23 protein-coding genes are annotated in these 21,056 nt (G+C 62.2%); 13 read left to right on the plus strand and 10 right to left on the minus strand.

Translation table 11 applies throughout. The features are described from left to right. Positions 1-60: 60 nt before the first annotated feature. The 3 genes from cysK to ACSQ3I_RS00820 form a co-directional block, all read right to left on the minus strand. Positions 61-1,029, minus strand: coding sequence for a cysteine synthase A (gene cysK, locus ACSQ3I_RS00810; RefSeq protein WP_435995373.1), 969 nt, complete (start codon positions 1,027-1,029; stop codon positions 61-63). A 155-nt stretch (positions 1,030-1,184) separates the two neighbouring features. Beyond that, entirely contained in the window at positions 1,185-1,802 is a 618-nt protein-coding gene (locus ACSQ3I_RS00815; RefSeq protein ID WP_435995375.1) for a LysE family translocator, read from the minus strand. A 77-nt stretch (positions 1,803-1,879) separates the two neighbouring features. After that, positions 1,880-2,800, minus strand: a complete 921-nt coding sequence (locus tag ACSQ3I_RS00820) for a DMT family transporter (protein ID WP_435995377.1) — start codon at positions 2,798-2,800, stop codon at positions 1,880-1,882. Between the two features lie 114 nt (positions 2,801-2,914). Between ACSQ3I_RS00820 and ACSQ3I_RS00825 the strand changes: the two genes are divergently transcribed. The 4 genes from ACSQ3I_RS00825 to ACSQ3I_RS00840 all read left to right on the plus strand — a co-directional run bounded on the left by ACSQ3I_RS00825 (position 2,915) and on the right by ACSQ3I_RS00840 (position 6,151). Continuing rightward, positions 2,915-3,373 carry an Lrp/AsnC family transcriptional regulator gene (locus ACSQ3I_RS00825; RefSeq protein WP_435995379.1) on the plus strand — a complete coding sequence of 153 codons (459 nt, stop codon included), beginning with the start codon at positions 2,915-2,917 and terminating at the stop codon, positions 3,371-3,373. A 173-nt stretch (positions 3,374-3,546) separates the two neighbouring features. Further along, positions 3,547-4,083, plus strand: coding sequence for an ATP-binding protein (locus ACSQ3I_RS00830; protein ID WP_435995381.1), 537 nt, complete (start codon positions 3,547-3,549; stop codon positions 4,081-4,083). Between the two features lie 34 nt (positions 4,084-4,117). Continuing rightward, the gene (locus ACSQ3I_RS00835) at positions 4,118-4,420 is read left to right on the plus strand and encodes an STAS domain-containing protein (protein WP_435995383.1); all 303 of its coding nucleotides are present in this window, start codon (positions 4,118-4,120) and stop codon (positions 4,418-4,420) included. 138 nt (positions 4,421-4,558) lie between these two features. Continuing rightward, positions 4,559-6,151, plus strand: coding sequence for a Na/Pi cotransporter family protein (locus ACSQ3I_RS00840; RefSeq protein ID WP_435995385.1), 1,593 nt, complete (start codon positions 4,559-4,561; stop codon positions 6,149-6,151). A 12-nt stretch (positions 6,152-6,163) separates the two neighbouring features. Here the strand turns inward: ACSQ3I_RS00840 and ACSQ3I_RS00845 are convergent, their stop codons facing one another. Both ACSQ3I_RS00845 and dut read right to left on the minus strand, forming a co-directional pair. Next, the gene (locus tag ACSQ3I_RS00845) at positions 6,164-7,063 is read right to left on the minus strand and encodes a GNAT family N-acetyltransferase (protein ID WP_435995387.1); all 900 of its coding nucleotides are present in this window, start codon (positions 7,061-7,063) and stop codon (positions 6,164-6,166) included. After that, positions 7,063-7,527, minus strand: a complete 465-nt coding sequence (gene dut / locus ACSQ3I_RS00850; RefSeq protein WP_435995389.1) for a dUTP diphosphatase — start codon at positions 7,525-7,527, stop codon at positions 7,063-7,065. The genes ACSQ3I_RS00845 and dut overlap by 1 nt, the downstream gene beginning before the upstream one ends. Before the next feature lie 85 nt (positions 7,528-7,612). Here dut and ACSQ3I_RS00855 point away from each other — a divergent pair, with 85 nt between their 5' ends. Further along, the gene (locus ACSQ3I_RS00855; RefSeq protein ID WP_435995391.1) at positions 7,613-9,196 is read left to right on the plus strand and encodes a peptide chain release factor 3; all 1,584 of its coding nucleotides are present in this window, start codon (positions 7,613-7,615) and stop codon (positions 9,194-9,196) included. A gap of 11 nt (positions 9,197-9,207) precedes the next feature. Beyond that, entirely contained in the window at positions 9,208-9,567 is a 360-nt protein-coding gene (locus ACSQ3I_RS00860; protein WP_435995393.1) for a VOC family protein, read from the plus strand. A 24-nt stretch (positions 9,568-9,591) separates the two neighbouring features. Here the strand turns inward: ACSQ3I_RS00860 and ACSQ3I_RS00865 are convergent, their stop codons facing one another. The 5 genes from ACSQ3I_RS00865 to ACSQ3I_RS00885 all read right to left on the minus strand — a co-directional run bounded on the left by ACSQ3I_RS00865 (position 9,592) and on the right by ACSQ3I_RS00885 (position 13,615). Beyond that, positions 9,592-10,560 (minus strand): adenosine deaminase, encoded by a 969-nt coding sequence (locus tag ACSQ3I_RS00865; protein WP_435995395.1) that lies wholly within the window; start codon positions 10,558-10,560, stop codon positions 9,592-9,594. Next, positions 10,557-11,777, minus strand: coding sequence for a phosphopentomutase (locus tag ACSQ3I_RS00870; protein ID WP_435995397.1), 1,221 nt, complete (start codon positions 11,775-11,777; stop codon positions 10,557-10,559). The genes ACSQ3I_RS00865 and ACSQ3I_RS00870 overlap by 4 nt, the downstream gene beginning before the upstream one ends. A gap of 96 nt (positions 11,778-11,873) precedes the next feature. Next, on the minus strand, positions 11,874-12,467 hold the full coding sequence (locus ACSQ3I_RS00875) for a TadE/TadG family type IV pilus assembly protein (protein ID WP_435996230.1): 594 nt from the start codon (positions 12,465-12,467) through the stop codon (positions 11,874-11,876). After that, positions 12,467-13,099, minus strand: coding sequence for a TadE/TadG family type IV pilus assembly protein (locus ACSQ3I_RS00880; RefSeq protein WP_435995399.1), 633 nt, complete (start codon positions 13,097-13,099; stop codon positions 12,467-12,469). The genes ACSQ3I_RS00875 and ACSQ3I_RS00880 overlap by 1 nt, the downstream gene beginning before the upstream one ends. Before the next feature lie 108 nt (positions 13,100-13,207). Further along, positions 13,208-13,615, minus strand: a complete 408-nt coding sequence (locus ACSQ3I_RS00885; protein WP_435995401.1) for a pilus assembly protein N-terminal domain-containing protein — start codon at positions 13,613-13,615, stop codon at positions 13,208-13,210. Between the two features lie 393 nt (positions 13,616-14,008). On the opposite strand from ACSQ3I_RS00885, the gene ACSQ3I_RS00890 reads away from it, so the two are divergent. From ACSQ3I_RS00890 to ACSQ3I_RS00920, 7 genes are all read left to right on the plus strand, one after another. Then, positions 14,009-14,188, plus strand: a complete 180-nt coding sequence (locus ACSQ3I_RS00890) for a Flp family type IVb pilin (RefSeq protein WP_435995403.1) — start codon at positions 14,009-14,011, stop codon at positions 14,186-14,188. Positions 14,189-14,292: 104 nt separating this feature from the next. Beyond that, positions 14,293-14,805 carry an A24 family peptidase gene (locus tag ACSQ3I_RS00895; protein WP_435995405.1) on the plus strand — a complete coding sequence of 171 codons (513 nt, stop codon included), beginning with the start codon at positions 14,293-14,295 and terminating at the stop codon, positions 14,803-14,805. 182 nt (positions 14,806-14,987) lie between these two features. Beyond that, positions 14,988-15,797 carry a Flp pilus assembly protein CpaB gene (cpaB, locus tag ACSQ3I_RS00900; protein WP_435995407.1) on the plus strand — a complete coding sequence of 270 codons (810 nt, stop codon included), beginning with the start codon at positions 14,988-14,990 and terminating at the stop codon, positions 15,795-15,797. After that, positions 15,794-17,368 carry a type II and III secretion system protein family protein gene (locus ACSQ3I_RS00905; protein ID WP_435995409.1) on the plus strand — a complete coding sequence of 525 codons (1,575 nt, stop codon included), beginning with the start codon at positions 15,794-15,796 and terminating at the stop codon, positions 17,366-17,368. The genes cpaB and ACSQ3I_RS00905 overlap by 4 nt, the downstream gene beginning before the upstream one ends. Positions 17,369-17,381: 13 nt before the next feature. After that, positions 17,382-18,101 (plus strand): CpaD family pilus assembly protein, encoded by a 720-nt coding sequence (locus tag ACSQ3I_RS00910; RefSeq protein ID WP_435995411.1) that lies wholly within the window; start codon positions 17,382-17,384, stop codon positions 18,099-18,101. A 32-nt stretch (positions 18,102-18,133) separates the two neighbouring features. Continuing rightward, entirely contained in the window at positions 18,134-19,423 is a 1,290-nt protein-coding gene (locus ACSQ3I_RS00915; RefSeq protein ID WP_435995413.1) for an AAA family ATPase, read from the plus strand. 132 nt (positions 19,424-19,555) lie between these two features. Next, positions 19,556-21,049, plus strand: coding sequence for a CpaF family protein (locus ACSQ3I_RS00920; RefSeq protein WP_435995415.1), 1,494 nt, complete (start codon positions 19,556-19,558; stop codon positions 21,047-21,049). The last annotated feature ends 7 nt before the right edge of the window (positions 21,050-21,056 follow it).

Consider the following 21,056-nt stretch of genomic DNA (forward strand, 5'->3'; position numbering starts at 1 on the left):
GGGCATCATCTTGCCGGCGGAAGGGCGCGGAAGCGCCACACCGCCGGAAGATATTCTGGATCAGCCGACCAGGCCTTCGAACAGCGCGGTCGAAAGATAACGCTCGGCGAAGGAGGGGATGATGACGACGATGGTCTTGCCGGCATTTTCTTCGCGCTGGCCGATGACGGTCGCCGCTGCCAGCGCTGCGCCGGAAGAAATGCCGACCGGCACGCCTTCGAGCCGCGCGACGAGCCGGGCATTTTCGAAGGCTTCGTCGTTGCTCACCTTGACGATCTCGTCATAGATCGTCGTATCGAGGACTTTTGGGGCAAAACCGGCGCCGATGCCCTGGATCTTGTGTGGACCGGGATTGCCGCCGGAGAGAACCGGGCTGTCGGCCGGCTCGACGGCAACGACCTGTACAGAAGGCTTCTTTGTCTTCAGCACCTGCCCGGCGCCGGTGATCGTGCCGCCCGTGCCGATGCCAGAGACGAGGAAGTCGACCGAACCCTGGGTGTCGTTCCAGATTTCCTCTGCCGTGGTCTTGCGGTGGATTTCCGGGTTGGCCGGGTTTTCGAATTGTTGCGGGATGAGTGCGTCCGGATCGGCGGCGGCCAGTTCCTCCGCCTTGGCGATCGCCCCCTTCATGCCCTTCGGTCCCTCGGTCAGCACCAGTTCGGCGCCGAGCAGGGCGAGCATCTTGCGGCGCTCGACCGACATGGTTTCCGGCATGGTGAGGATCAGCCGGTAACCCTTGGCGGCGGCGGCGAAAGCGAGTGCGATGCCGGTATTGCCCGAGGTCGGCTCGATCAGCGTCGTCTTGCCGGGGGTGATCTTGCCCTGGGCCTCCAGCGATTCGATCATCGCCACGCCGATACGGTCCTTCACCGAAGCGATCGGGTTGAAGAATTCCAGCTTGGCGAGAAGATTGGCCTTGATGCCTTTCTCCTTGGCAAACTTGTCCAGCCGGACGATCGGCGTATCGCCAATGGTTTCGGTGATCGAGGCGTAGACCCGGCCGCGGCCGGGCTTGCGAGGTTCAGACATCGTTTTCTCCCTGTTCGTCGTGGTTGGCGGCAAGGTAGGATCAATTCCGCCGTTCCGCCAGAGGTTTGCTGTCGCAAGCGCCCGACAATGCAAGGAAAACGATCGGGAGACAGCGCCGGACTCCGGCCCGCATCGTGTCTTCCGGTTTTTCGGTCTCAGGCAGCGCGGGCGGCGATGAAGGTTGCCGTGCCTGCAAGGATCGCGGCGGCCATGCGGTTGAGCACCTGAAGGCCGCGCGGCCGCTTGAGCAGCGCACGGGCACGAGAGGCAAGCGCCATGTAGGGAAGCAGCACGACCAGCAGGACAAAGAAGGTGGCGGTCAGGAGGACGGCATATTCCTGCAGGCCGATGCTGCGGATATCGATCAGCGTCGGCGCAAGGGCGACGTAGAACAGCATGCTTTTCGGATTGCCGAGCGTGATCAGCAGGCCGGAGAGAAAGGCCAGCGCCGGATTGCTGGAGCGTTTTGCGGCAATATCCTGCGGCAGCAGTCCGGCGGTCCAGAGTTTCCAAGCGATGTAGACGAGATAAAGCGCACCGGCGAGCTTGATGACGATGAAGGCCTCGGTGAAGGTCTGGGCGACGAAGGCAAGGCCGAGAATGACGGCCGTCAGGTACACCATGTCGCCGAGGATGATGCCGAGGCCCATGAACAAGGTTTCCCTGAAACCCGAACCCAGCGCCCGCGCAACAAGCGCGGTGATGCCGGGGCCGGGAATGACGGCGGCGATAAACAGCGCGACGCAATAGGCGAACAGGGCGGTGAAGGTCATGTCGTGTCTCCGGAAATGAGGCTTTCGCATTGCAGAAATCCGCCCGGCAAGCAAGACATGGCGCTAGGACACGGCCGTTACTTTTTTGCGCTTCCCGCCGTGGTTCCGGCGACGGCGGAGCCGCCTCGAAAAACCGTCCAGCCGAGATTGATGCCGGCGGCGGCAAACAGGATGACGGCGGCGCCGGCGATCTGCATGGGGTGCAACTGATGGCCGAAGGCGATGCGGTCGACGAGGATCGAGGCGATGGGATAGATGAAGGAGAGGGCACCGGTCAGGTGTGTCGGAAGCCGCTGGATGGCGCCGTAGAGCAACACATACATCAGGCCGGTGTGGACGATCCCGAGCGTGATCAGAAGCGGCCAGACATCGCTGCTTGAGGGCATGACGTCGAAACCGAGAAAGGGGGCGAGCATCGCGGTGCCTGTCGTCACATGGATAAGGGCGATGAGGTGCGGCGGAACACCTTTCAGCCATTTGGCGGCGATGACGGCCAGCGCATAGAAGAGGGCGGCGCCCAGCGCCAGCAGGATGCCTGTGAGATAGGATCCCTGTTCGCCCGGCGCCTGCGCCTTGCCCTGGACGATGGCGATCATGCCGAAAAACGCCAGCAGCAGCCAGCCGAGCCGCGCCAGGGTGATTTTTTCACCGAAGAAAAGCGTGCCGAGGCCCAGCAGCATGAAAGGCTGGGTGTTGTAGACGGTAGTGGCGACAGCAATCGAGGCATGCGGATAGGCGGCGAACAGCAGCAGCCAGTTGGCAACGATCGCCACGCCGCCGGCCACGGCAATCGCGAATTGCCGCCCGGTGATGATGCCGGGTCGCAGATAACCGAGCACGGCACAGACGATGAGCAGGCAGAGCGCTCCGATGGCGCATCGCCAGAACACCACGTCGATGACCGGTACGCCCGACGTGACGACGAACCAGCCGATCGTGCCGGAGATTGTCATCGCCGCACTCATTTCCAGGACGCCGCGCCGTGTTTCGTTGCTCATCCCAACCGCTCCTTTTCGGATGAGATAAGGATATTGCAGCGAATGCGGTTTTTCCTTATTCTGAATGTGGGTAATTCGGAAAAAAACCTAATCATCGAAGGTAGATTTATAAAAATGCCTAACGAAGATGTCTCCCTCGATAGCATCGACTGCCGCATTCTCGGCGTGCTTTCGGACAATGCCCGCATGTCGCTGAAGGAACTGGCGCAGGCTGTCGGCCTGTCGTCGCCGAGTGCTGCGGAGCGTCTGCGGCGACTGGAGGAGCGTGGCGTCGTCGAAGGTTTTACCATCGCCGTCGATCCGGTGGCGATCGGTTATCCGCTGCAGGCGATCGTGCGGGTGCGGCCGATGCCGGGCCATCTCCACAGTGTCGAGCGGATGATCCAGGAAACGCCAGAGGTGATCGAATGCGACAAGGTCACCGGTGACGATTGTTTTATCGCGCGGCTGGTGGTGCGCTCCATCGGCGAACTTGACCGCGTCCTCGACAAGATCGCCGAACGGGCGCAGACCAATACGTCCCTCGTCAAATCCTCGCCGGTCAAGCGTCGCCTGCCGCCGCTTTCCCGCTGAGGCCGTCCCGCCGCGGCGCCTGTTAATGCTGCATTTACGGCGTTTTCATCTGAAGGTCGTCAGCAGCGATCCTGCCGTAAACCGTTCAAGCTTGGGCGATATCGTGCCGCCCAAACCTTGACCCCGGCAAAGTATGGCCGATGTACACGGTGTCGCGACGGAGATTCTGACCTATGATGGATGATGGCGTGATCGATCTAGCCGGCGGTGGGGTGAAGTCCTTCTTTCCAAAATTTTCCAGTGGTGTCGAGGAATTGCCGGTGACGGAAAAAGAGGTTGGTGTTCCCAGGGGCAAGGACGACGAGCTCTGGCTTGCCGTCGATATCGAGGAACTCGGCCGCGCCTCGACATGGATCGAAGATCTGGCAATCCGGGACGGCTGGGCCGAAAGGCCGCTCTTCAAGCTGCAGCTCGGCCTCGAGGAGGCTCTTGCAAACATCATCAATCACGGTTTTCCCGCCGACCGATCGGTCAAACCTTTCATTCGTGTTGCCTATGAACGCTCCGCAGGCAAGGTGTGGCTGACGATCAGCGACAACGGTGTCGCCTTCGATCCGTCGTCTTCGGATCTTGCGCCGCTGGCCACCTCGGTTGAAACCGCATCCCTGGGCGGTCACGGCATCCGCTTGATGCGCCAGCTTCTCGACGAATTTTCATATTGCCAAATTGACGGCTATAACCGATTGGTAATGGGTGTCCATCTCGCCTGAGGCGTCGCCTGCAGGTCTTGTTCAAAGTGCAGGAATGAACGTCAGTCAGGAACAGCATCCCGATCATCTGCTCGTCCGCCTCAGCGGCCGGCTCGATACGTTGAGCACCAAAAGCTTCGACGGCCAGATGGCAGAGGTCATGAACGGATCTGCGGGCGCCATTGTCATCGACATGTCCGATGTCGATTTTGTCGCCAGCGCCGGCCTGCGTTCCCTGCTGACAACGGCGAAACAGCTGCGGACCGCCAATCGCGACCTTGCCTTGTCGGGCCTGCGACCTTCCGTACGGGAGGTCTTCGACATCTCCGGTTTTTCGACGATTTTGAAGATTAGATGACAATACCCAGAAAACGTCTGTCCTGAGCGTCGCAAGCCGCCCGGGGCACTTGTGCACGCGGTCTTAATCGGGAAAGTGGCGTTTTGGCCGGCCCCTTGCCGGCGCCCGTTTTTCGTCCTTCGCTGGGAATGTCGTTTTATGTTTCTCGCCGTTGCCGCAGCCCTCGGGGGGCTCGGAATCTTCTTTGCCGGCATGTACCAGCTCAAGGAGAACCTCAAAAGGCTGACGAGCCGGCGCTTCAAGCAGATCGTTGCGGCCTGGACGCGTCGGCCGACGGCGGGCGTCGTGCTCGGCATCTTCGCCGGCGGCGTCATGCAAAGCACCACGGCCGTCACTTTTATTTTGGCGAGCATGATTGCCAGCGGATTGCTGACCGTCGGCAGTGCCTTGCCGATCATCACCGGCGCCAATGTCGGCGCCACATTGCTGGTCATGCTGGCGACGCTGGATATCCACCTGTTCGTGCTGCTGGTGCTCGGCATCACCGGCGTGTCTTTCACCTTCGAGCGCATCGCCAGCCTGCGCACCTTCATGTCGGCGATTTTCGGCGTCGGGCTCGTGCTGTTCGGCCTGCAGATGCTGCAATCGGGCGTCATGCCGCTGACCAGCGAACCCTGGTTCGTCAGTCTCTTGTCACTGGCCGGCGCTTCCTATTTCCTGCCGCTGCTCGTTTCCGCCGGCCTGACGCTGATTGCCCAGTCCAGCAACTCGGTCATCCTGCTGACGATCACGCTGGCGGTTGCCGGCGGCCTGAGTTTCGAGCAGGCAATGATGGCGATCTATGGTTGCAACCTCGGTTCCAGCTGCCAGAGCCTGCTGCTGTCGTCGCATCTCAAGGGCCGGCCAAAACAGGTCACCATGTACCAGGTGCTGTTCAATGGCAGCACGGTCTGCCTGATGGTGCTGTTTTTCTTCGTGGAGCAATATAGCGAGATCCCGCTGATCGAGCGGCTGGTCAAGGCGGTGGCGACCCCCGTCGCCCTGCAACTCGCCTTCGTGCAGCTTTCTTTCAACATCATCGGTGCCATCGTGATGTTGTCGCTGCAGCCGCCGATCCGCGGCTTTCTGGCGCGGCGCTTCCCGACGCTGGCCGACGAGGATGACGGCGTGCCGGCCTTCATTCATCACGAGGCGATCGAAGATCCGGAATCCGCTCTCGACCTGGTGCGGCTGGAGCAGCATCGCCTTGCCGGTTATCTGCCACAGCTTCTCGAAACGGCGCGCGGCGGGCAGGGCAAGGAGGCGCGGGCTTCGATCGATCGGCGCAACAGCAATTTTTCCGCGGTCTCGACGGAAATTCACACATTCCTGCGCCAGCTTGGCGATGTCTCTTTCAGTGTCAGCGGTTATGACCGCCTGAACCTCAGCATAAACGCGCAACGGCTGCTCGACGGTCTCAACGAGACCTGTGTCGAGCTCGCAAGGACCGCGCTGCTTAGCAGCGATCATCCGCTTTCCCGTCAGCTGATCGACAATGTCATCGAGGGCCTCGATGCGGCGATGCTGACCATGGTTGATGCCATCGCCGATCAGAACGAGGAAGACGGGGCGCTATTTCACGCCATCACCCGCAATCGCGGCGACGTCATCCAGCGGCTTCGCCAGGCCTATCTCGCCAACGACGCCAATCTGTCCACCGCCCAGAAGGGCACGATCCTGATCGTCACCAATCTGGCGGAGCGGGCCTTCTGGCTGCTAGCGCAGCTTGCCGACCAGGAACAGCCGGCCTGAGCCGAAGACCGCTCAGAACTCGGCCATCGGCGACAGGCAGGACGGCTCGGCCGGGATGAGGCCGGGCGCACAGCGCATCATGAACACCAGGTCACCCTCATCCTTTGCCGGCGTGGCTTGCCAATCGAGCCGGTCCGGCGGGAAATGCACGGTGGCGTGAACCGGTGTTTGCCCGAGGGCAGCCAGGATCGCCGCGAGCGGCGGTATGGTGGGTGCGGCGATGTCAAGCAATTCGAACCGGCCGTCCTCTGCCGTCCGCCAGGCGACTGTCGCGGAAAACGCTTCGATGAAGGACAGGCTGACATCCTCGACCAGATAGGCATTGAGCAGGAACATCAATGACTGGTCGGCAACGGCGAAACGATTGGAAACCGGTGTCCGGTTCGCCAGCGCCGTGCGGACAAGGGCGAGGTCCGTCGGTTGGCGAACATCCAGTCGCCGGGCCGTCGCGGCCATGCCTGCCGCAGCCGGCGCCGGGCCGGAAAAGCGAAATTGCGGCACGGTGACGAAACCTGAAGGCAGGTAAAGGCCGGGTTTGTCGGTGTAGAGCACGATCACTTCGTAACCCGCCTCTTCGCAGCGTTGCAGCGTGATGCGGGTCAGTTCGCGGAACAGGCCGCGACCGCGATACTCCGGCCGCACCGCGCCGGATTGCAGGCCGGCCGCCTTGACCCTGCGGCCCTCAATCATCAGCGGCATCGAAAAGGCGCTGAAATTGGCGACGCAGCGGCCATCCGTATCGAACCAGGCGGACGGCATGTTGCTGCGGTCGTGGCCGCCCAAAACGTTCAGCGGGCTGATATCGACGCCAAAAATGTCTTTCAACAGGTCGGCAATCGCCTGCCAGCCAGCCGGATCGTCAAAATAGTCCTGGCGGAAAATCAGCTCCTGCGTGGCGACGGGCTTGTCCATCACACGCCTGTCGAGCCGAAGCCGCCTGCGCCCCGGTCGGTCTCGCTCGCTTCCGTGGCCTCGACGATGCGGGCCTGCACCACCGGCGTAATCAGCATCTGGGCGATACGCATGCCGCGGGTAACAGTGAAATCTTCGTCGCCATGGTTCACCAGCAGCACCTTCACCTCACCGCGGTAATCGCTGTCGATGGTGCCGGGCGTGTTCAGGCAAGTGATGCCGTGCTTGAAGGCAAGGCCGGAGCGCGGCCGCACCTGCCCCTCGAAACCTTCGGGGATCTCGAAGACGAAGCCGGTCGGCACCAGCGCCCGGCGGCCCGGAGCGATCACCAGCGGTTCGTTTTCGGCAACAGCCGCCTTCAGGTCCATGCCGGCGGCGCCGCGCGTCTCGTAGGCGGGCAGTTCCACACCTTCGCCATGCGGCAGGCGGATGAGGCGGAGGGTGGGGCCGAGAACGTCTGACATCTGCGCTTCCTTTGTTTATCGCCGGTCAATTGCATATTGGGGAACGAAACGCTAGATAACCGGCCAACGAACAGGAATTTCAGACATGGCCGAAACTCTCGCCGAGGCGGTTTCCCGCCGCCGCACCTTTGCGATTATCGCGCACCCGGACGCCGGGAAGACGACACTCACCGAAAAACTGCTGCTGTTCGGCGGCGCCATCCAGCTCGCCGGCGAAGTCAAGGCGAAGAAGGACCGCATGCAGACGCGCTCCGACTGGATGAAGATCGAACGCGAACGTGGCATCTCGGTCGTTACCTCGGTGATGACCTTCGAATATGACGGCAACGTCTTCAACATCCTCGACACGCCCGGCCACGAAGACTTCGCCGACGACACTTATCGCACGCTGACGGCGGTGGATGCCGCGGTCATGGTCATCGATGCCGCCAAGGGTATCGAACCGCGGACGCTAAAACTGTTCGAGGTCTGCCGCATGCGCGACATCCCGATCATCACCTTCGTCAACAAGATGGACCGCGAGAGCCGCGATACGTTCGAGATCCTCGACGAGGTCGAGGAAAAGCTGGCGCTGGATACCGCACCGGTGACTTGGCCGGTCGGCCGCTCCAAGACCTTCTGCGGCTCTTACAACCTCGCCAACAACACGTTCCGCGGCTCGGACACGCAGGTCGAGCCGCAAAAGGTCAACGGCCCGCAAAGCGTTGCCGATCACCTGCCGGAAAACGAGCGCGCGGCGCTGGTCGACGAGTTGGAGCTCGCCCGCGAGGCCTGCCGGCCCTTCGACCGCGAGGCCTTTCTCGAAGGCCACATGACGCCGGTGTTCTTCGGTTCGGCGTTGCGCAATTTTGGCGTGCGCGACCTGATCAACGCGCTCGGCGATTTTGCGCCGCCGCCGCGCGACCAGGTGGCCGACATCCGCACGGTGCATGCCGCCGAGGACAAGATGACCGCCTTCGTCTTCAAGATCCAGGCAAACATGGACCCGAACCACCGCGACCGCATCGCCTTTGCCCGCGTCTGCTCCGGCAAGCTGGAGCGCGGCATGAAGGCGCGTCTCGCACGCACCGGCAAGCAGATGGGCCTGACGGCGCCGCAATTCTTCTTCGCCTCGCAACGGCAGCTGGCCGATACGGCCTATGCCGGCGACGTGGTGGGGATTCCGAACCACGGCACGCTGCGCATCGGCGACACGCTGACCGAGGGCGAATCGCTGGTCTTCCAGGGCGTACCGAACTTTTCGCCGGAAATCCTGCGCCGCGTGCGGCTGGAGGATGCGATGAAGGCGAAGAAGCTCAAGGAAGCGCTGCAACAGATGGCCGAAGAGGGCGTCGTGCAGCTGTTTTCGCCGGAAGACGGTTCGCCGGCCATCGTCGGCGTCGTCGGCGCCCTGCAGCTTGACGTGCTCAAGGAGCGGCTGATGGCGGAATACGGCCTGCCGGTCTCCTTCGAAATGTCGCGTTTCTCCGTCTGCCGCTGGATCTCGGCGGACCAGCCGGCCGAACTGGAAAAATTCGTCACCCAGAGGCGCGGCGACATCGCCCGCGATCTCGACGGCGATCCGGTCTTCCTGGCGCAGGATGCGTTTTCGCTGCGCTATGAGTCGGAGCGTTATCCGGCGATCCGCATGGTGGCAATCAAGGAGTATCACGCCGTCAAGGCGGCGTGAGGGAGGGTGCCATGGCCGTGCGTCGTATCGTTGCCAACCTGAGGGCGGACGATCCGTCGCTGGCCCGCTCCTTCTACCATGATCTTCTCGGCCTTGATGTGGCGATGGATCATGGATGGATAGTGACCTTCGCCGGCGATGCGCTTTCGCCGGTTCAGGTCAGCATTGCCAGCGAAGGCGGTTCCGGCACGCCGGTGCCGGCGCTTTCGATCGAAGTCGACGATATCGACGAGGTATTTCATCGCGCCGTCTCTGCCGGTCTCGCTATCGTTTACGGACCGACCGACGAACCCTGGGGCGTGCGGCGTTTCTTCCTTCACGACCCCTTCGGCAATCTCGTCAACATTCTTTCGCACGCACACGAGGCCTGAAGCGCCGACGGCGCTCGCCGGAAATCAGAGCGCTGCGAGCAGCCTTGCGCGGGTTGCCTCGTCGACGAAGGCGGCTTCGACGGCGGTGCGTGTCATCGCGTCGATCTCTGCGTCGGAAAAGCCCATGATATCGGCGGCGATCTCGTATTCCCGTTTCAGCGACGTGTGGAAGAACGGCGGGTCGTCGGAATTGATCGTCACCTTGACGCCGGCATCACGCAACGCCCGCAGCGGATGCGCATGGAAATCCGGGAAGACGCCGAGTGCGATGTTCGAGCCCGGGCAGACCTCCAGCACGGTGCCGAGATCGGCGAGGCGCTTGACCAGATCGGCATCCTCGATGGCGCGCACGCCGTGGCCGATGCGCGACGGGCGCACGAGATCGAGCGCGTCGATAACGCTGAAGGCGCCGCAGACCTCGCCGGCATGGATGGTCAGGCCGAGGCCGGCATCGCGGGCGATATCGAAGGCGCGGGCATAGTCGGAGACGCGGTTCATGCGCTCCTCGCCGGCCATGTTGAAACCGGTGATCAGCGGATTGTCGCTCCGGGCGGCATATTCGGCCGCCGCGATGACGCTCTCCGGCCCGAAATGTCGCTCGCCGACAACCACCAGCCGGGCCTCGATGCCGGTCTTCTCCTTCGCCGAAAGGATGCCCGCGGTCACGCCGGCCATGTAGGCGTCCGCCCCGAGCCCGATGCGGTCCCCGTGGTCGGGAGAAACGAACAGCTCGCTATAGATCGTGTTCACCCCGGCCAGTTCGAGCAGGTAGGTTTCGGTCAGAAGCGCATAATCCGCTTCCGTCTTGAAGACGGCGGCGACGGCGTCATAGCAGCGGATGAATTCGGCGAAATCGTTCCAGACATAGCTGCCGTCCTTGAGGAAGGCGGCGGTGTCGATGCCGTAGCGGGCGGCCTGGCTGACGACGAGGTCCGGCGGCGCAGCACCCTCCAGATGACAATGCAGCTCGACTTTTTTCAGATGCGACGTCACAGGAAACTCCTTCCATGGGTCCCGGCTGGGATTCCCAGGTGTTGGGCGATGGTTTCGCCGATATCCGCATAGGTCGGGCGGATGCCGATCGAGCGGGAGCGGATGCCGGGGCCGAAGAGCATGATCGGCACGCGCTCGCGCGTATGGTCGCTGCCGCGCCAGGTGGGATCGCAGCCGTGATCGGCGGTGAGCACGACGATATCGCCGTTCTTCATCTTGCGGTGGATGTCCGGCAGGCGCCGGTCGAAGGCTTCCAGCGCCGCGGCATAACCGGCCACGTCGCGGCGATGGCCGTAGAGCATGTCGAAATCGACGAAGTTGGTGAAGACGAGATCGCCGTCCCTTGCCTCGTCCATGGTCCGCAGCGTCGCTTCCGTCAGCGCCGCATTGCCGTTCGCCTTGATCAGGCGGGTGACGCCCTTGTGGGCGAAGATGTCGCCGATCTTGCCGACGGCATGCACGGAGCGGCCTGCCGCGGCCAGCCGGTCGAGAAGGGTCGGTTCCGGCGGCGGAACGGAAAAATCGCGGCGGTTTCCGGTGCGCTCGAAGGTCGAGGCTGTCTCGCCGACGAAGGGCCGGGCGATGACGCGGCCGATGTTCAGCGGATCGATGAGGGCGCGGACGATGCGGCAGAGATCGATGAGCTTTTCCAGCCCGAAATGGCTCTCGTGGGCGGCGATCTGGAAGACCGAGTCCGACGAGGTGTAGCAGATCGGCTTGCCGGTGCGGATATGCTCCTCGCCAAAGCGGGCGATGATTTCCGTGCCGGAGGAATGGCAATTGCCGAGAATGCCGGGAAGATTGGCTGCTTCGCAGATCGCTTCGACGAGATCGGGCGAAAAGGCATCGCCTTCAGTCGGAAAATAACCCCAGTCGAATGTAACCGGCGTACCGGCGATTTCCCAGTGGCCGGACGGGGTGTCTTTACCGCGCGAGATTTCTGAGGCAGCGCCGTGCAGCCCGAAGATGCGTTCCGGCACCGGCATGCCCGCCGGTGCGGCGCCGCTCGCCATCTTGGCGATGTGGACGAGGCCGAGCGCCGACATGTTGGGAAGTTTCAAGGGACCGCTGCGCAGGCCGGCACGGTCGGCGGCACCGGCGGCGCAATATTCGGCGATATGGCCGAGCGTATTGGCGCCATCATCGCCATAGGCCGGCGCATCGGGCGCCCCGCCGACGCCGAAGGAATCAAGAACGAACAGAAAGGCGCGTGCCATCTACCACCCTGCAGCAACCCGGCAGCATTTCGCGCCGTCGAAAGCGACATCCATAGCGGCTGGCGAAAGACTTTGCAATTTGGGGGATGCGCGGGTTCAGCAGTCGGTGCAGCTGATCGAATCGCCGACGCGCTGGCGGAAGAAATATTCACGCTTGATGGTGATCTGCGTCGTCGTCATGGAGAACGCATTGGCCATGAACATCATCAAATCATGCGGTGCGGAGAGTTCTGCACGTATCAGAAAAGTGCTGGGCTTCTGCATCTCGGTCGGCACGACGACGGAGGCGCCGACCGCATAGGGCCGGGTGCCGCCCTTCTGCCACGACCAGGTGATCTTTGCGGCGTTGCTGGCATCGATAGTGATGCCGCTGATCTTCAATGTCAGGTTCGATGAAGTGAAGGGCACGAAGATGCTGTCGGCGACATCGACCATGGTCGCCAGGAAAGCCTTGTTCACCTTCTCGCTCTGCTGCGTTACCAGGTCGGCGATGGTACCGGTTGCCCTTGTGGCGCGCTTGGCAACACTCAGGCCGACGGTCAGCTCGAAGGCGCAGATGTAAAGCATCAGCAGCACCGGGGCGAGCAGCGCGAACTCCACCGCGCCGATGCCGCGCCTGTCACGCCACAGGCGCCCGAAGCGTTGGCCGGCGCTGGCGGCGATCCTGGAAAGGTGGGCGGCGGCACGCATCACGGGTAGGCCTCGTTCTGGAAGGCGGATGTGGCGATGATGAGGAAATCCGTCGGCATGCCGCTCGTCGGCCGGACATTGGTAATGTAGGGCCGCACGATGTCGGTCATGATCTGCCAGCGGTAATAGGCCCGGAACATGTTGATGGTGCCAGGACCGCCGGGATTAAACTTGAAGCTCGTTGTATCGATGTCGGCGAAGCGGTCGGACGAAATCCGCGGAATGGTTTTCGGGATCAACGCAAAGGTTCCGAACGAGCGGATGTCGATATAGAGCTTGTTCGGCGTGGTCAGTTCGGTGGTCGAGCAGGTGATCAGGATCGAGATCTCGTCGCAGAATTCCGTGCGGAACTGCTTCTCGTTCATATCGGTGGTGCGGCCCATGCCGAAGGTGATCTGGCCCGTCCGCAGCTTGCGCGCCATCGAGTCGACGGCATTGGTGACGAGTTGTTCGCCGGTGAAGGCGACGAAGGTTTCGAGAATGGCAAAGACGATCAGGAAATAGGGGAAGGCGAGGATAGCGAACTCGATAGCCGCCGCGCCGTCATCCGAGCGCGCAAATCGGCGAGCGGTGCGGCGCAGAACGGACCGGGACGGCGTCTTCTTTTCGTCTTCCTGGTAATTGCGACCCATCAGGCTCTATCCGGAACATCTCGAACATTGCGATTTTAGGAAGCGTTCGTTGATTTTCCGTTTCACTGGTCGCCGGCAATTTCCGTATCGGCACAGGAATGCCGTCTATCAGGGAGCGGTCGCCTGGGTGGCGGTGGCAGCGCTTCCATGCGCGGCGTGCTGCTCGCAATTGGGCGTGCACGACAGCACCGAGCGATCCGTCCGCCGGAAAACCCGCACGGTGCTGTCCTCGTCGATGGATACCAGAATGCGCTCGTCGACGATCGCGTTGCCGTCGGCATCGAGCAGCACGAGATTGGTGGTGCCGAAACTTCTTCCCGTCAGTACGATCGTCTTGGCATCGGCAACGGTGGCGTCGGCAACTTCAGAGTTACCGATGATGACCTTGCTGACCGCCCGGTCGAGCTTCAGTACCCGGGCATGGTCCATATAGACGCGCAGTATGCCGTCGTCTGCGGCGGCCGATGCGGCTGCGGCGAGGAAGACGAACATCGCGATACCGTTGCGGAACAACATTCGACGCCTTTTCTGCGATTGTCTGGTCGATAACAGCGATCAAAATGACCGGAAATGGTGAATGAAGGGTTAAATGACTTCCCAGCAGCCTTCTTTTGGGTCAAATGTATGAATATCGGACGCATATGGGCAGCAAGAGTGTATCTTGTCGGAGCAATCATGTATCGACAGCTGCTCTACAGATTGTGGAAATGCAGGCTTTCCGGATATATTTAAAATGCAGCGTAATTTTCTTAAATGATGTTTACCATGCCCTCTTCAATCTCCGGTTAATGTTTTGGTAACCGCGTTCCTTAAGGCGATGGCAATGGCCGTTCGCTAGTTTGCAGTCGATCCGATCAACGGAAACAGTTGGCGGAAGTGCTGAACAAACAAGTGGAGTAGGATAGAGTCATGACCAAGCTTTTCGCACGTTTCCTGAAGGACGAGTCTGGCGCGACCGCCATTGAATACGGCCTGATCGCAGCCCTGATTTCGGTAGCCCTCATCACCGGCGCAACCGCGCTCGGTAACAGCATCGGCGACACCTTTACCAACCTTTCGACGACGATGAACGCTAACAACACGCCGTGATAGCCGTTTAGTTCGCGTCCGACGACGACACTATCCGGGCGGGCCGTCTTTTACAGGCGGCCCTTTCGGCATGTCCAAAAACCTTCGGGATCGAAAGGCAAACGATGACCGGCGCTGCGATTTTTGTCATCTTTCCGCTGTGCCTGGCGATTGCCGCCTTCACCGATCTCTTCACGATGACGATCCCGAATCGCGTTTCGGTGATCCTGCTTGCCGCCTTTCTCATCGTTGCGCCGTTTGCCGGCCTCGGGCTGGCGGAAATCGGCCAGCATCTGGCCGCCGGCCTCCTGGTTTTCGCCATCTGCTTCGGCCTGTTTGCCGCCAATGTCATGGGCGGCGGCGATGCGAAGCTTCTGACGGCTGCGGCCGTCTGGTTCGGCTTCAACCCGTCGCTGGCGGTGTTCATGATCTATGTCGGTTTCATCGGCGGGCTGGTGACGATCCTGGTGCTGATGATCCGGGCCCATGCCAATTCGGTGCTTGCAGCCGGCGTGCCGCTGCCGCCCTCGCTGTTTGCCGCCAAGAAAATACCGTATGGCGTCGCCATCGGCATTGCCGGTTTCCTGGCCTATCCGTCCTCGCCCCTCGTCCTGGCGGCCCTGGCGCGCCTGCACTGATCCTTTACCCCAAAACGCCAAGGTGTTAGCCGGTAGCCTCGGCTGCGACGGCGGCGCGCGCATGCGGCCGGAACGCCCGGTGACATTCCGTTAACCAGACCTGTAAGCATCTTATTAACCATAATTATACCTTTTGCTGGTCTTCTGCGGGGAGCAATTCTGAATCCCCTTGAGGAATGACCATGAAACCCGCTCGCATCATCATCCTTGCTGTCGCCATTTCGGCGGCGGGCTTGGCCGGGATCCTGGCCATGAAGCTCGCCGGCGGCAAATCGAAGGTGGTCGAGCAGGCCCAGGCGATCATCAAGAAGGAACCGACGGTCAACGTTCTGGTTTCGGCGGTCAACCTGCCGGTCGGCTCCCGCCTGAACGAAGATTCGATCCGCTGGATGGCCTGGCCGGAAGGCAGCGTCGTCGAAGGCGTCATCACCGAACCCAACCGTCCGAACGCCCTGACCGAGTTGAGCGGTGCCGTGGTCCGCCTGCCGATGTTCGAGGGTGAACCGGTCCGGTCGGAAAAGATCGCCGATGCCAACAGCCGAATCATGTCGTCGCTGCTGCCCTCCGGAAAACGTGCCGTTGCCACCGACATCTCCGTCTCGACCGGCGCCGGCGGTTTCATCCTGCCCAACGACCGGGTGGACGTCATCATGGTGCGCAAGGGCGAAGACACCAAATACCTGACCGAGACGGTTCTTTCCAACGTGCGCGTGCTCGCGATCGACCAGCAGATCGAGGAAAAGAACGACGGCTCGAAAACGGTGGTCGGCACCACCGCGACGCTGGAACTGACGCCCGACCAGGCCAAGGTGATTTCCGTTGCCCAGCAGATGGCCGACCGGCTGTCGCTCGCCCTGCGCTCCGTTGCCGATGCCCAGGAAGAGGATACCGATGCGGCTGATTACCTGCTGAGCGGCGATACCGGTACGCCGTCGATCCAGGTGATCAAGTCCGGTTCGATCGTCAAGGCCAGCGAGACGAGAGCACAATGAGCGGGAGCGAGACAGTGAACACGACAAAACACAAAATCCGCGCTTCCATTGCCGGCGGCCTTTCCTTCTGCCTGGCGCTTTCGGGGCTGCCGGGCCGGATCGTGCCAGGACTTCCGAAGGCGGGTGTCGCTTATGCCAGCGACACCGTGCTGCGCATCGCGCAGTCCGGCCCGGGCGTCAAGAAGCGGGTGAAGCTCGGCCTCAACAAGGCGATCGTCGTCGACCTGCCGACCGATGCCCACGACATCCTGGTATCCGATCCGGAAATGGCCGATGCGGTGACCCGCACCTCGCGGCGCATCTACCTGTTCGGCAAGACGGTCGGGCAGACGAATATTTTCGTTTTCGGTCCCGGCGGCGAGGAGATCGTCAGCCTCGACATCGAGATCGAGCGCGACATTTCCGGGCTGCAGGCCAATCTGAAGCGCTTCATCCCGGAATCCGACATCAAGGTCGAGATCGTTTCCGACAACATCGTTCTGACCGGCAGCGTGCGCACGCCACAGGATGCCGCCCAGGCCGAAAAGCTCGCCTCCGCCTTCCTCAAGGGCGGTGAGGCGACGACGCGCAACCAGGTCGCGTCGAGCAACAGCAACGGCGATGGCGCCGTGGCGATCTTCGCCGAAGACCGGCAGGAATCGCAGATCGTCAACCTGCTCACCATCGAGGGTGAAGACCAGGTGATGCTGAAGGTCACCGTTGCCGAAGTCACCCGTTCCGTCATGAAGCAGCTTGGTTTCAGCGGCTCGATCGGCGGCAGCGACGGCGCGATCAGCTTCCGCAACCCCACCAATCTCGGGGCCTCCGTCGATTGGGTGGCCGGCAACTACCTGACCGGCGGTTTTGGTGGCGTCGATATCGCTGCCTCCATGAACGCCATGGAGCAGGCTGGCGTGATGCGCACGCTGGCCGAACCCAGCCTGACGGCGATCTCTGGCGAGGCGGCGCATTTCAAGGTAGGCGGCGAGTTCCGCCTGGCCTCTGGGCAGGAAATCTCCGAGGACCCCGACACCGGCAAGCCGGTCATCGAGCGCGAGAACGAAACGACCGAATATGGCGTCGAACTCAACTTCACGCCGGTGGTACTATCGGCGGGGCGCATCAGCCTCAAGATCGAGACCAACGTCTCCGAGCCGACCTTCGAAGGTTCCTTCGTCTCCGCCGCAAGCAACAACGTGCCGGGCGTCACCTATCTCGGCCTGCGCAAGCGTGAGGCCTCCACCAGCGTCGAGCTGCCTTCGGGTGGCTCCATCGTCATCGCCGGCCTGGTACGTGACGATCTGCGCCAGGCGGTGTCCGGCCTGCCGGGCCTGTCGAAAATCCCGGTTATCGGCACGCTGTTCCGCAGCCGCGACTTCGTGCGCAACGAGACCGAAATGGTGATCATTGCCACGCCTTATCTGGTGCGTCCCGTCGCCCGCAACCAGCTTTCCCGGCCGGACGACAATTTCCAGCCGGAAAACGATGCCGCCGCCTTCTTCCTCAATCGTGTCAACAAGGTCTACGGCCGCAAGGAAAACACCCTTCCGGGCAGCCGTTACCATGGCACGATCGGCTTCATCTACAAGTAGGGCGGGCGGAACGATGACGAATTTCACAAACACGATTTCCGGAAAAGACATGCTCAAGCAGCCGATCCGCCCATTCCTCCGCGCTGCCGCCATCACCCTGATCGTGGCATCGGCCGGCATGCTCGCCGGCTGCGGCAACAATCGTGACCGGATGTCGACCGGGGCGATCCCCGACGATTATCGCACCCGCCACCCCATCTCGCTGGCTGAGGTCGAGCATACGCTCGACATTCCGGTCGGTTCTGGCGACCGACGCCTGACGGTCGGTACGCGCGATGCGATCCATGGTTTCCTGGCGAATTACCGCACCGACGCTTCCGGCGTCTTCCAGATCCAGTATCCGGAAGGATCGGCCAATGCCGCGGCGGCCTATCATTTGCGCCGCGAACTGCGTCAGGTCATGGCCGAAGCAGGCGTGCCGCGGCCGAAGATGGTCGAGACGGCCTACGGTGCTTCTCCTGATGGCGACGCCGCGCCGATCCGCCTCAGCTACGTGGCGATCACCGCCATGACCAACGAATGCGGCCAGTGGCCGGAAGACATCACCAACAACACCGCCGAAAACAAGAACTACTATAATTTCGGCTGTGCTTCACAAAACAACCTTGCGGCCCAGATCGCCAATCCGATGGATCTCGTGGCGCCGCGCGGCATGACCCCGATCGATGCAAAGCGCCGGACGACGGTGATCGGATTGTATCGTGAAGGAAAAAGCACCGCCACCGCGGAATAAGCACGGCACGGGCGAAGGCCAGGAAGAAACAGATGAGCGCGATCGAATACGACATCAAATCCGGCGACGCCGCCGGCCCGCACGGCGAGGATCAGACGCGCCCGAGTGATATCGAGCACCTGCGTCCTCTGCCGCGCATCTCCGTGCATGCCTTCTGCGAAAGCGAGGCGATGCAGCGGGTGATGGAGAAATGCAGCCAGGACCGGCGCATGGCCAAGGTCAACATGCGGGTCAATGCCGGCGGCATCTCGGCCGCCGCCAACATGTTCGCTTCGGTGCCGACGCCGAACCTGATCATTCTCGAAACCACCGCCGAGCCGGCGACCCTGCTGACCGAGCTCGCGCCGCTGGCCGAGGTCTGCGATCCCTCGACCAAGGTGGTGCTGATCGGCCGCTACAACGATATCGGCCTCTATCGCGAACTGATCCGCAACGGCATTTCCGAATATATGGTGATGCCGGTTTCCATGGCCGACACGCTGGCGGCGATCTCGACGATCTTCGTCGATCCCGAGGCGGAACCGCTCGGCCGCTCGATCGCCTTCATCGGCGCCAAGGGCGGTGTCGGCTCCTCGACCATCGCCCACAATTGCGCCTTCGGCATCTCCAACCTGTTTTCGACCGAAACGATCCTCGCCGATCTCGACCTGCCCTATGGCACGGCAAACATAGATTTCGACCAGGACCCGACGCAGGGCATGGCCGAGGCGGTGTTTTCGCCGGACCGTCTCGACGAAATGTTCCTCGACCGCCTGCTGGCGAAGTGCTCCGAACATCTCTCGCTTCTTGCAGCGCCGTCGATGCTCGACCGCCCCTATGATTTCCAGAGCGACGCCTTCCTGCCGGTGCTGGAGATCCTGCAGCGCACTGCGCCGGTCACCGTGCTCGACGTGCCGCATATGTGGTCCGACTGGACGCGCACGGTTCTGGCCGGCGCCGACGAGGTGGTGATCACCGCAGCCCCCGATCTCGCCAACCTGCGCAACACCAAGAACATGCTGGACGCGCTGAAGAAGCTCAGGCCCAACGACAGGCCGCCGCACCTGATCCTCAACCAGGTCGGCATGCCGAAGCGGCCGGAAATCTCGACGTCCGATTTCTGCGAACCGCTGGAAACCGATCCCGTGGCGATCGTTACCTTCGATCCGCAGCTGTTCGGCAATGCCGCCAACAGCGGGCGGATGATTTCGGAGATCGACGCGAAGTCGCCGACGGCGGAAACCTTCTCGCAGCTGGCGCATATCGTCACCGGGCGCGCCAGCGTCAAGAAACCGAAGAAGGGCGGGCTCGGTAAGGTCCTCGGCCTTCTCGGACGCAAGTAACACCAAGGCATGTCGCGTAAGATTTTGCACAGAGGTTTTGCGAAAACGGCATGCGGAAACAAAGAGCTAGAGCGTGAAAGCGGATCTGAAGATCGCGACACGCTTTAAAGTCTGGTAGATTGGGTCATTCTCATGTTCGGCAAACGTAGCAGCGATGGTTTTGGAAAAGGCGGCGGCAGCGTCGCCCCGCCGCCGCAGGCGATACCCCAGGCCGATGTCGCCCCGCCTCCGGCCACCGCCGCCATAGCCGCGGCCACACCGGTCGAGCCGGCGTCGGCAGCCCGCCAGCAGGTGGCTCCGCCGCCACTGCAGGCGTCCACCACGCGCCGCCGCCCGGCACGCGCCGAGGATTATTACGACACCAAATCGCAGGTCTTCTCGGCGCTGATCGACACGATCGACCTGTCGCAGCTCGCCAAGCTCGACACCGAAAGCGCCCGCGAAGAAATCCGCGACATCGTCAACGACATCATCACCATCAAGAACTTTGCGATGTCGATTTCCGAGCAGGAAGAGCTGCTCGAGGATATCTGCAACGACGTGCTCGGTTACGGCCCGCTGGAGCCGCTGCTGGCACGCGACGACATCGCCGACATCATGGTCAACGGTGCCGGCCAGACCTTCATCGAAGTCGGCGGCAAGTCGATTCCGTCGGAAATACGTTTCCGCGACAATTCGCAGCTTCTGTCGATCTGCCAGCGCATCGTCAGCCAGGTCGGCCGTCGCGTCGACGAATCCTCGCCGATCTGCGACGCGCGCCTGCCGGACGGCTCGCGTGTCAACGTCATCGCCCCGCCGCTCGCCATCGACGGCCCGGCCCTGACGATCCGTAAATTCAAGAAGGACAAGCTCAACCTCGACCAGCTGGTGAAGTTCGGTGCCATTACGCCGGATGGCGCCACCGTGCTGCAGATCATCGGCCGGGTGCGTTGCAACGTCATCATCTCCGGCGGCACCGGCTCGGGCAAGACGACGCTGCTCAACTGCCTGACGCGTTATATCGACACCGACGAACGCGTCATCACCTGCGAAGACACCGCCGAACTGCAACTGCAGCAGCCGCATGTCGTGCGCCTCGAAACCCGCCCGCCGAACATCGAAGGCGAAGGCGAGATCACCATGCGCGACCTCGTCAAGAACTGCCTGCGTATGCGTCCCGAACGCATCATCGTCGGCGAAGTGCGCGGACCGGAAGTCTTCGACCTGTTGCAGGCGATGAACACCGGTCACGACGGCTCGATGGGCACGATCCACGCCAACACGCCGCGCGAATGCCTGAACCGTATGGAATCGATGATCGCCATGGGCGGTTTCACGCTGCCGGCCAAGACGGTGCGCGAAATCATCTCCAGTTCGGTCGACGTCATCATCCAGGCCGCCCGCCTCCGCGACGGTTCGCGCCGCATCACCCACATCACCGAGGTGCTGGGCATGGAAGGCGACGTCATCATCACCCAGGACCTGATGCGCTACGAGCTGGAAGGCGAAGACGCCAACGGCCGTCTTATCGGCCGCCACAAGTCGACCGGCATCGGCAAGCCGCATTTCTGGGACCGGGCCCGCTATTTCAACGAGGAGCGGCGCCTTGCCGCGGCCTTGGACGCGATGGAAGACAAGTCGAGATAAGGAAACC

Origin of the sequence: Rhizobium sp. LjRoot30 (assembly GCF_964253915.1) — a bacterium.
GTDB lineage: Bacteria > Pseudomonadota > Alphaproteobacteria > Rhizobiales > Rhizobiaceae > Metarhizobium.

Excerpts from the sequence above, each read along its gene's own strand:
- ACSQ3I_RS00855 (WP_435995391.1), top strand. The coding sequence starts at position 7,613 with ATGGCCGAAACTCTCGCCGAGGCGGTTTCCCGCCGCCGCACCTTTGCG.
- ACSQ3I_RS00915 (WP_435995413.1), top strand. The coding sequence starts at position 18,134 with ATGAGCGCGATCGAATACGACATCAAATCCGGCGACGCCGCCGGCCCG.
- ACSQ3I_RS00880 (WP_435995399.1), bottom strand. The coding sequence starts at position 13,099 with ATGGGTCGCAATTACCAGGAAGACGAAAAGAAGACGCCGTCCCGGTCC.
- ACSQ3I_RS00910 (WP_435995411.1), top strand. The coding sequence starts at position 17,382 with ATGACGAATTTCACAAACACGATTTCCGGAAAAGACATGCTCAAGCAG.
- ACSQ3I_RS00905 (WP_435995409.1), top strand. The coding sequence starts at position 15,794 with ATGAGCGGGAGCGAGACAGTGAACACGACAAAACACAAAATCCGCGCT.
- ACSQ3I_RS00830 (WP_435995381.1), top strand. The coding sequence starts at position 3,547 with ATGATGGATGATGGCGTGATCGATCTAGCCGGCGGTGGGGTGAAGTCC.
- ACSQ3I_RS00845 (WP_435995387.1), bottom strand. The coding sequence starts at position 7,063 with ATGGACAAGCCCGTCGCCACGCAGGAGCTGATTTTCCGCCAGGACTAT.
- ACSQ3I_RS00835 (WP_435995383.1), top strand. The coding sequence starts at position 4,118 with ATGAACGTCAGTCAGGAACAGCATCCCGATCATCTGCTCGTCCGCCTC.
- ACSQ3I_RS00895 (WP_435995405.1), top strand. The coding sequence starts at position 14,293 with ATGACCGGCGCTGCGATTTTTGTCATCTTTCCGCTGTGCCTGGCGATT.
- ACSQ3I_RS00875 (WP_435996230.1), bottom strand. The coding sequence starts at position 12,467 with ATGCGTGCCGCCGCCCACCTTTCCAGGATCGCCGCCAGCGCCGGCCAA.
- ACSQ3I_RS00885 (WP_435995401.1), bottom strand. The coding sequence starts at position 13,615 with ATGTTGTTCCGCAACGGTATCGCGATGTTCGTCTTCCTCGCCGCAGCC.
- dut (WP_435995389.1), bottom strand. The coding sequence starts at position 7,527 with ATGTCAGACGTTCTCGGCCCCACCCTCCGCCTCATCCGCCTGCCGCAT.
- ACSQ3I_RS00825 (WP_435995379.1), top strand. The coding sequence starts at position 2,915 with ATGCCTAACGAAGATGTCTCCCTCGATAGCATCGACTGCCGCATTCTC.
- ACSQ3I_RS00820 (WP_435995377.1), bottom strand. The coding sequence starts at position 2,800 with ATGAGCAACGAAACACGGCGCGGCGTCCTGGAAATGAGTGCGGCGATG.
- ACSQ3I_RS00815 (WP_435995375.1), bottom strand. The coding sequence starts at position 1,802 with ATGACCTTCACCGCCCTGTTCGCCTATTGCGTCGCGCTGTTTATCGCC.
- ACSQ3I_RS00890 (WP_435995403.1), top strand. The coding sequence starts at position 14,009 with ATGACCAAGCTTTTCGCACGTTTCCTGAAGGACGAGTCTGGCGCGACC.
- ACSQ3I_RS00840 (WP_435995385.1), top strand. The coding sequence starts at position 4,559 with ATGTTTCTCGCCGTTGCCGCAGCCCTCGGGGGGCTCGGAATCTTCTTT.
- cpaB (WP_435995407.1), top strand. The coding sequence starts at position 14,988 with ATGAAACCCGCTCGCATCATCATCCTTGCTGTCGCCATTTCGGCGGCG.
- cysK (WP_435995373.1), bottom strand. The coding sequence starts at position 1,029 with ATGTCTGAACCTCGCAAGCCCGGCCGCGGCCGGGTCTACGCCTCGATC.
- ACSQ3I_RS00860 (WP_435995393.1), top strand. The coding sequence starts at position 9,208 with ATGGCCGTGCGTCGTATCGTTGCCAACCTGAGGGCGGACGATCCGTCG.
- ACSQ3I_RS00870 (WP_435995397.1), bottom strand. The coding sequence starts at position 11,777 with ATGGCACGCGCCTTTCTGTTCGTTCTTGATTCCTTCGGCGTCGGCGGG.
- ACSQ3I_RS00920 (WP_435995415.1), top strand. The coding sequence starts at position 19,556 with ATGTTCGGCAAACGTAGCAGCGATGGTTTTGGAAAAGGCGGCGGCAGC.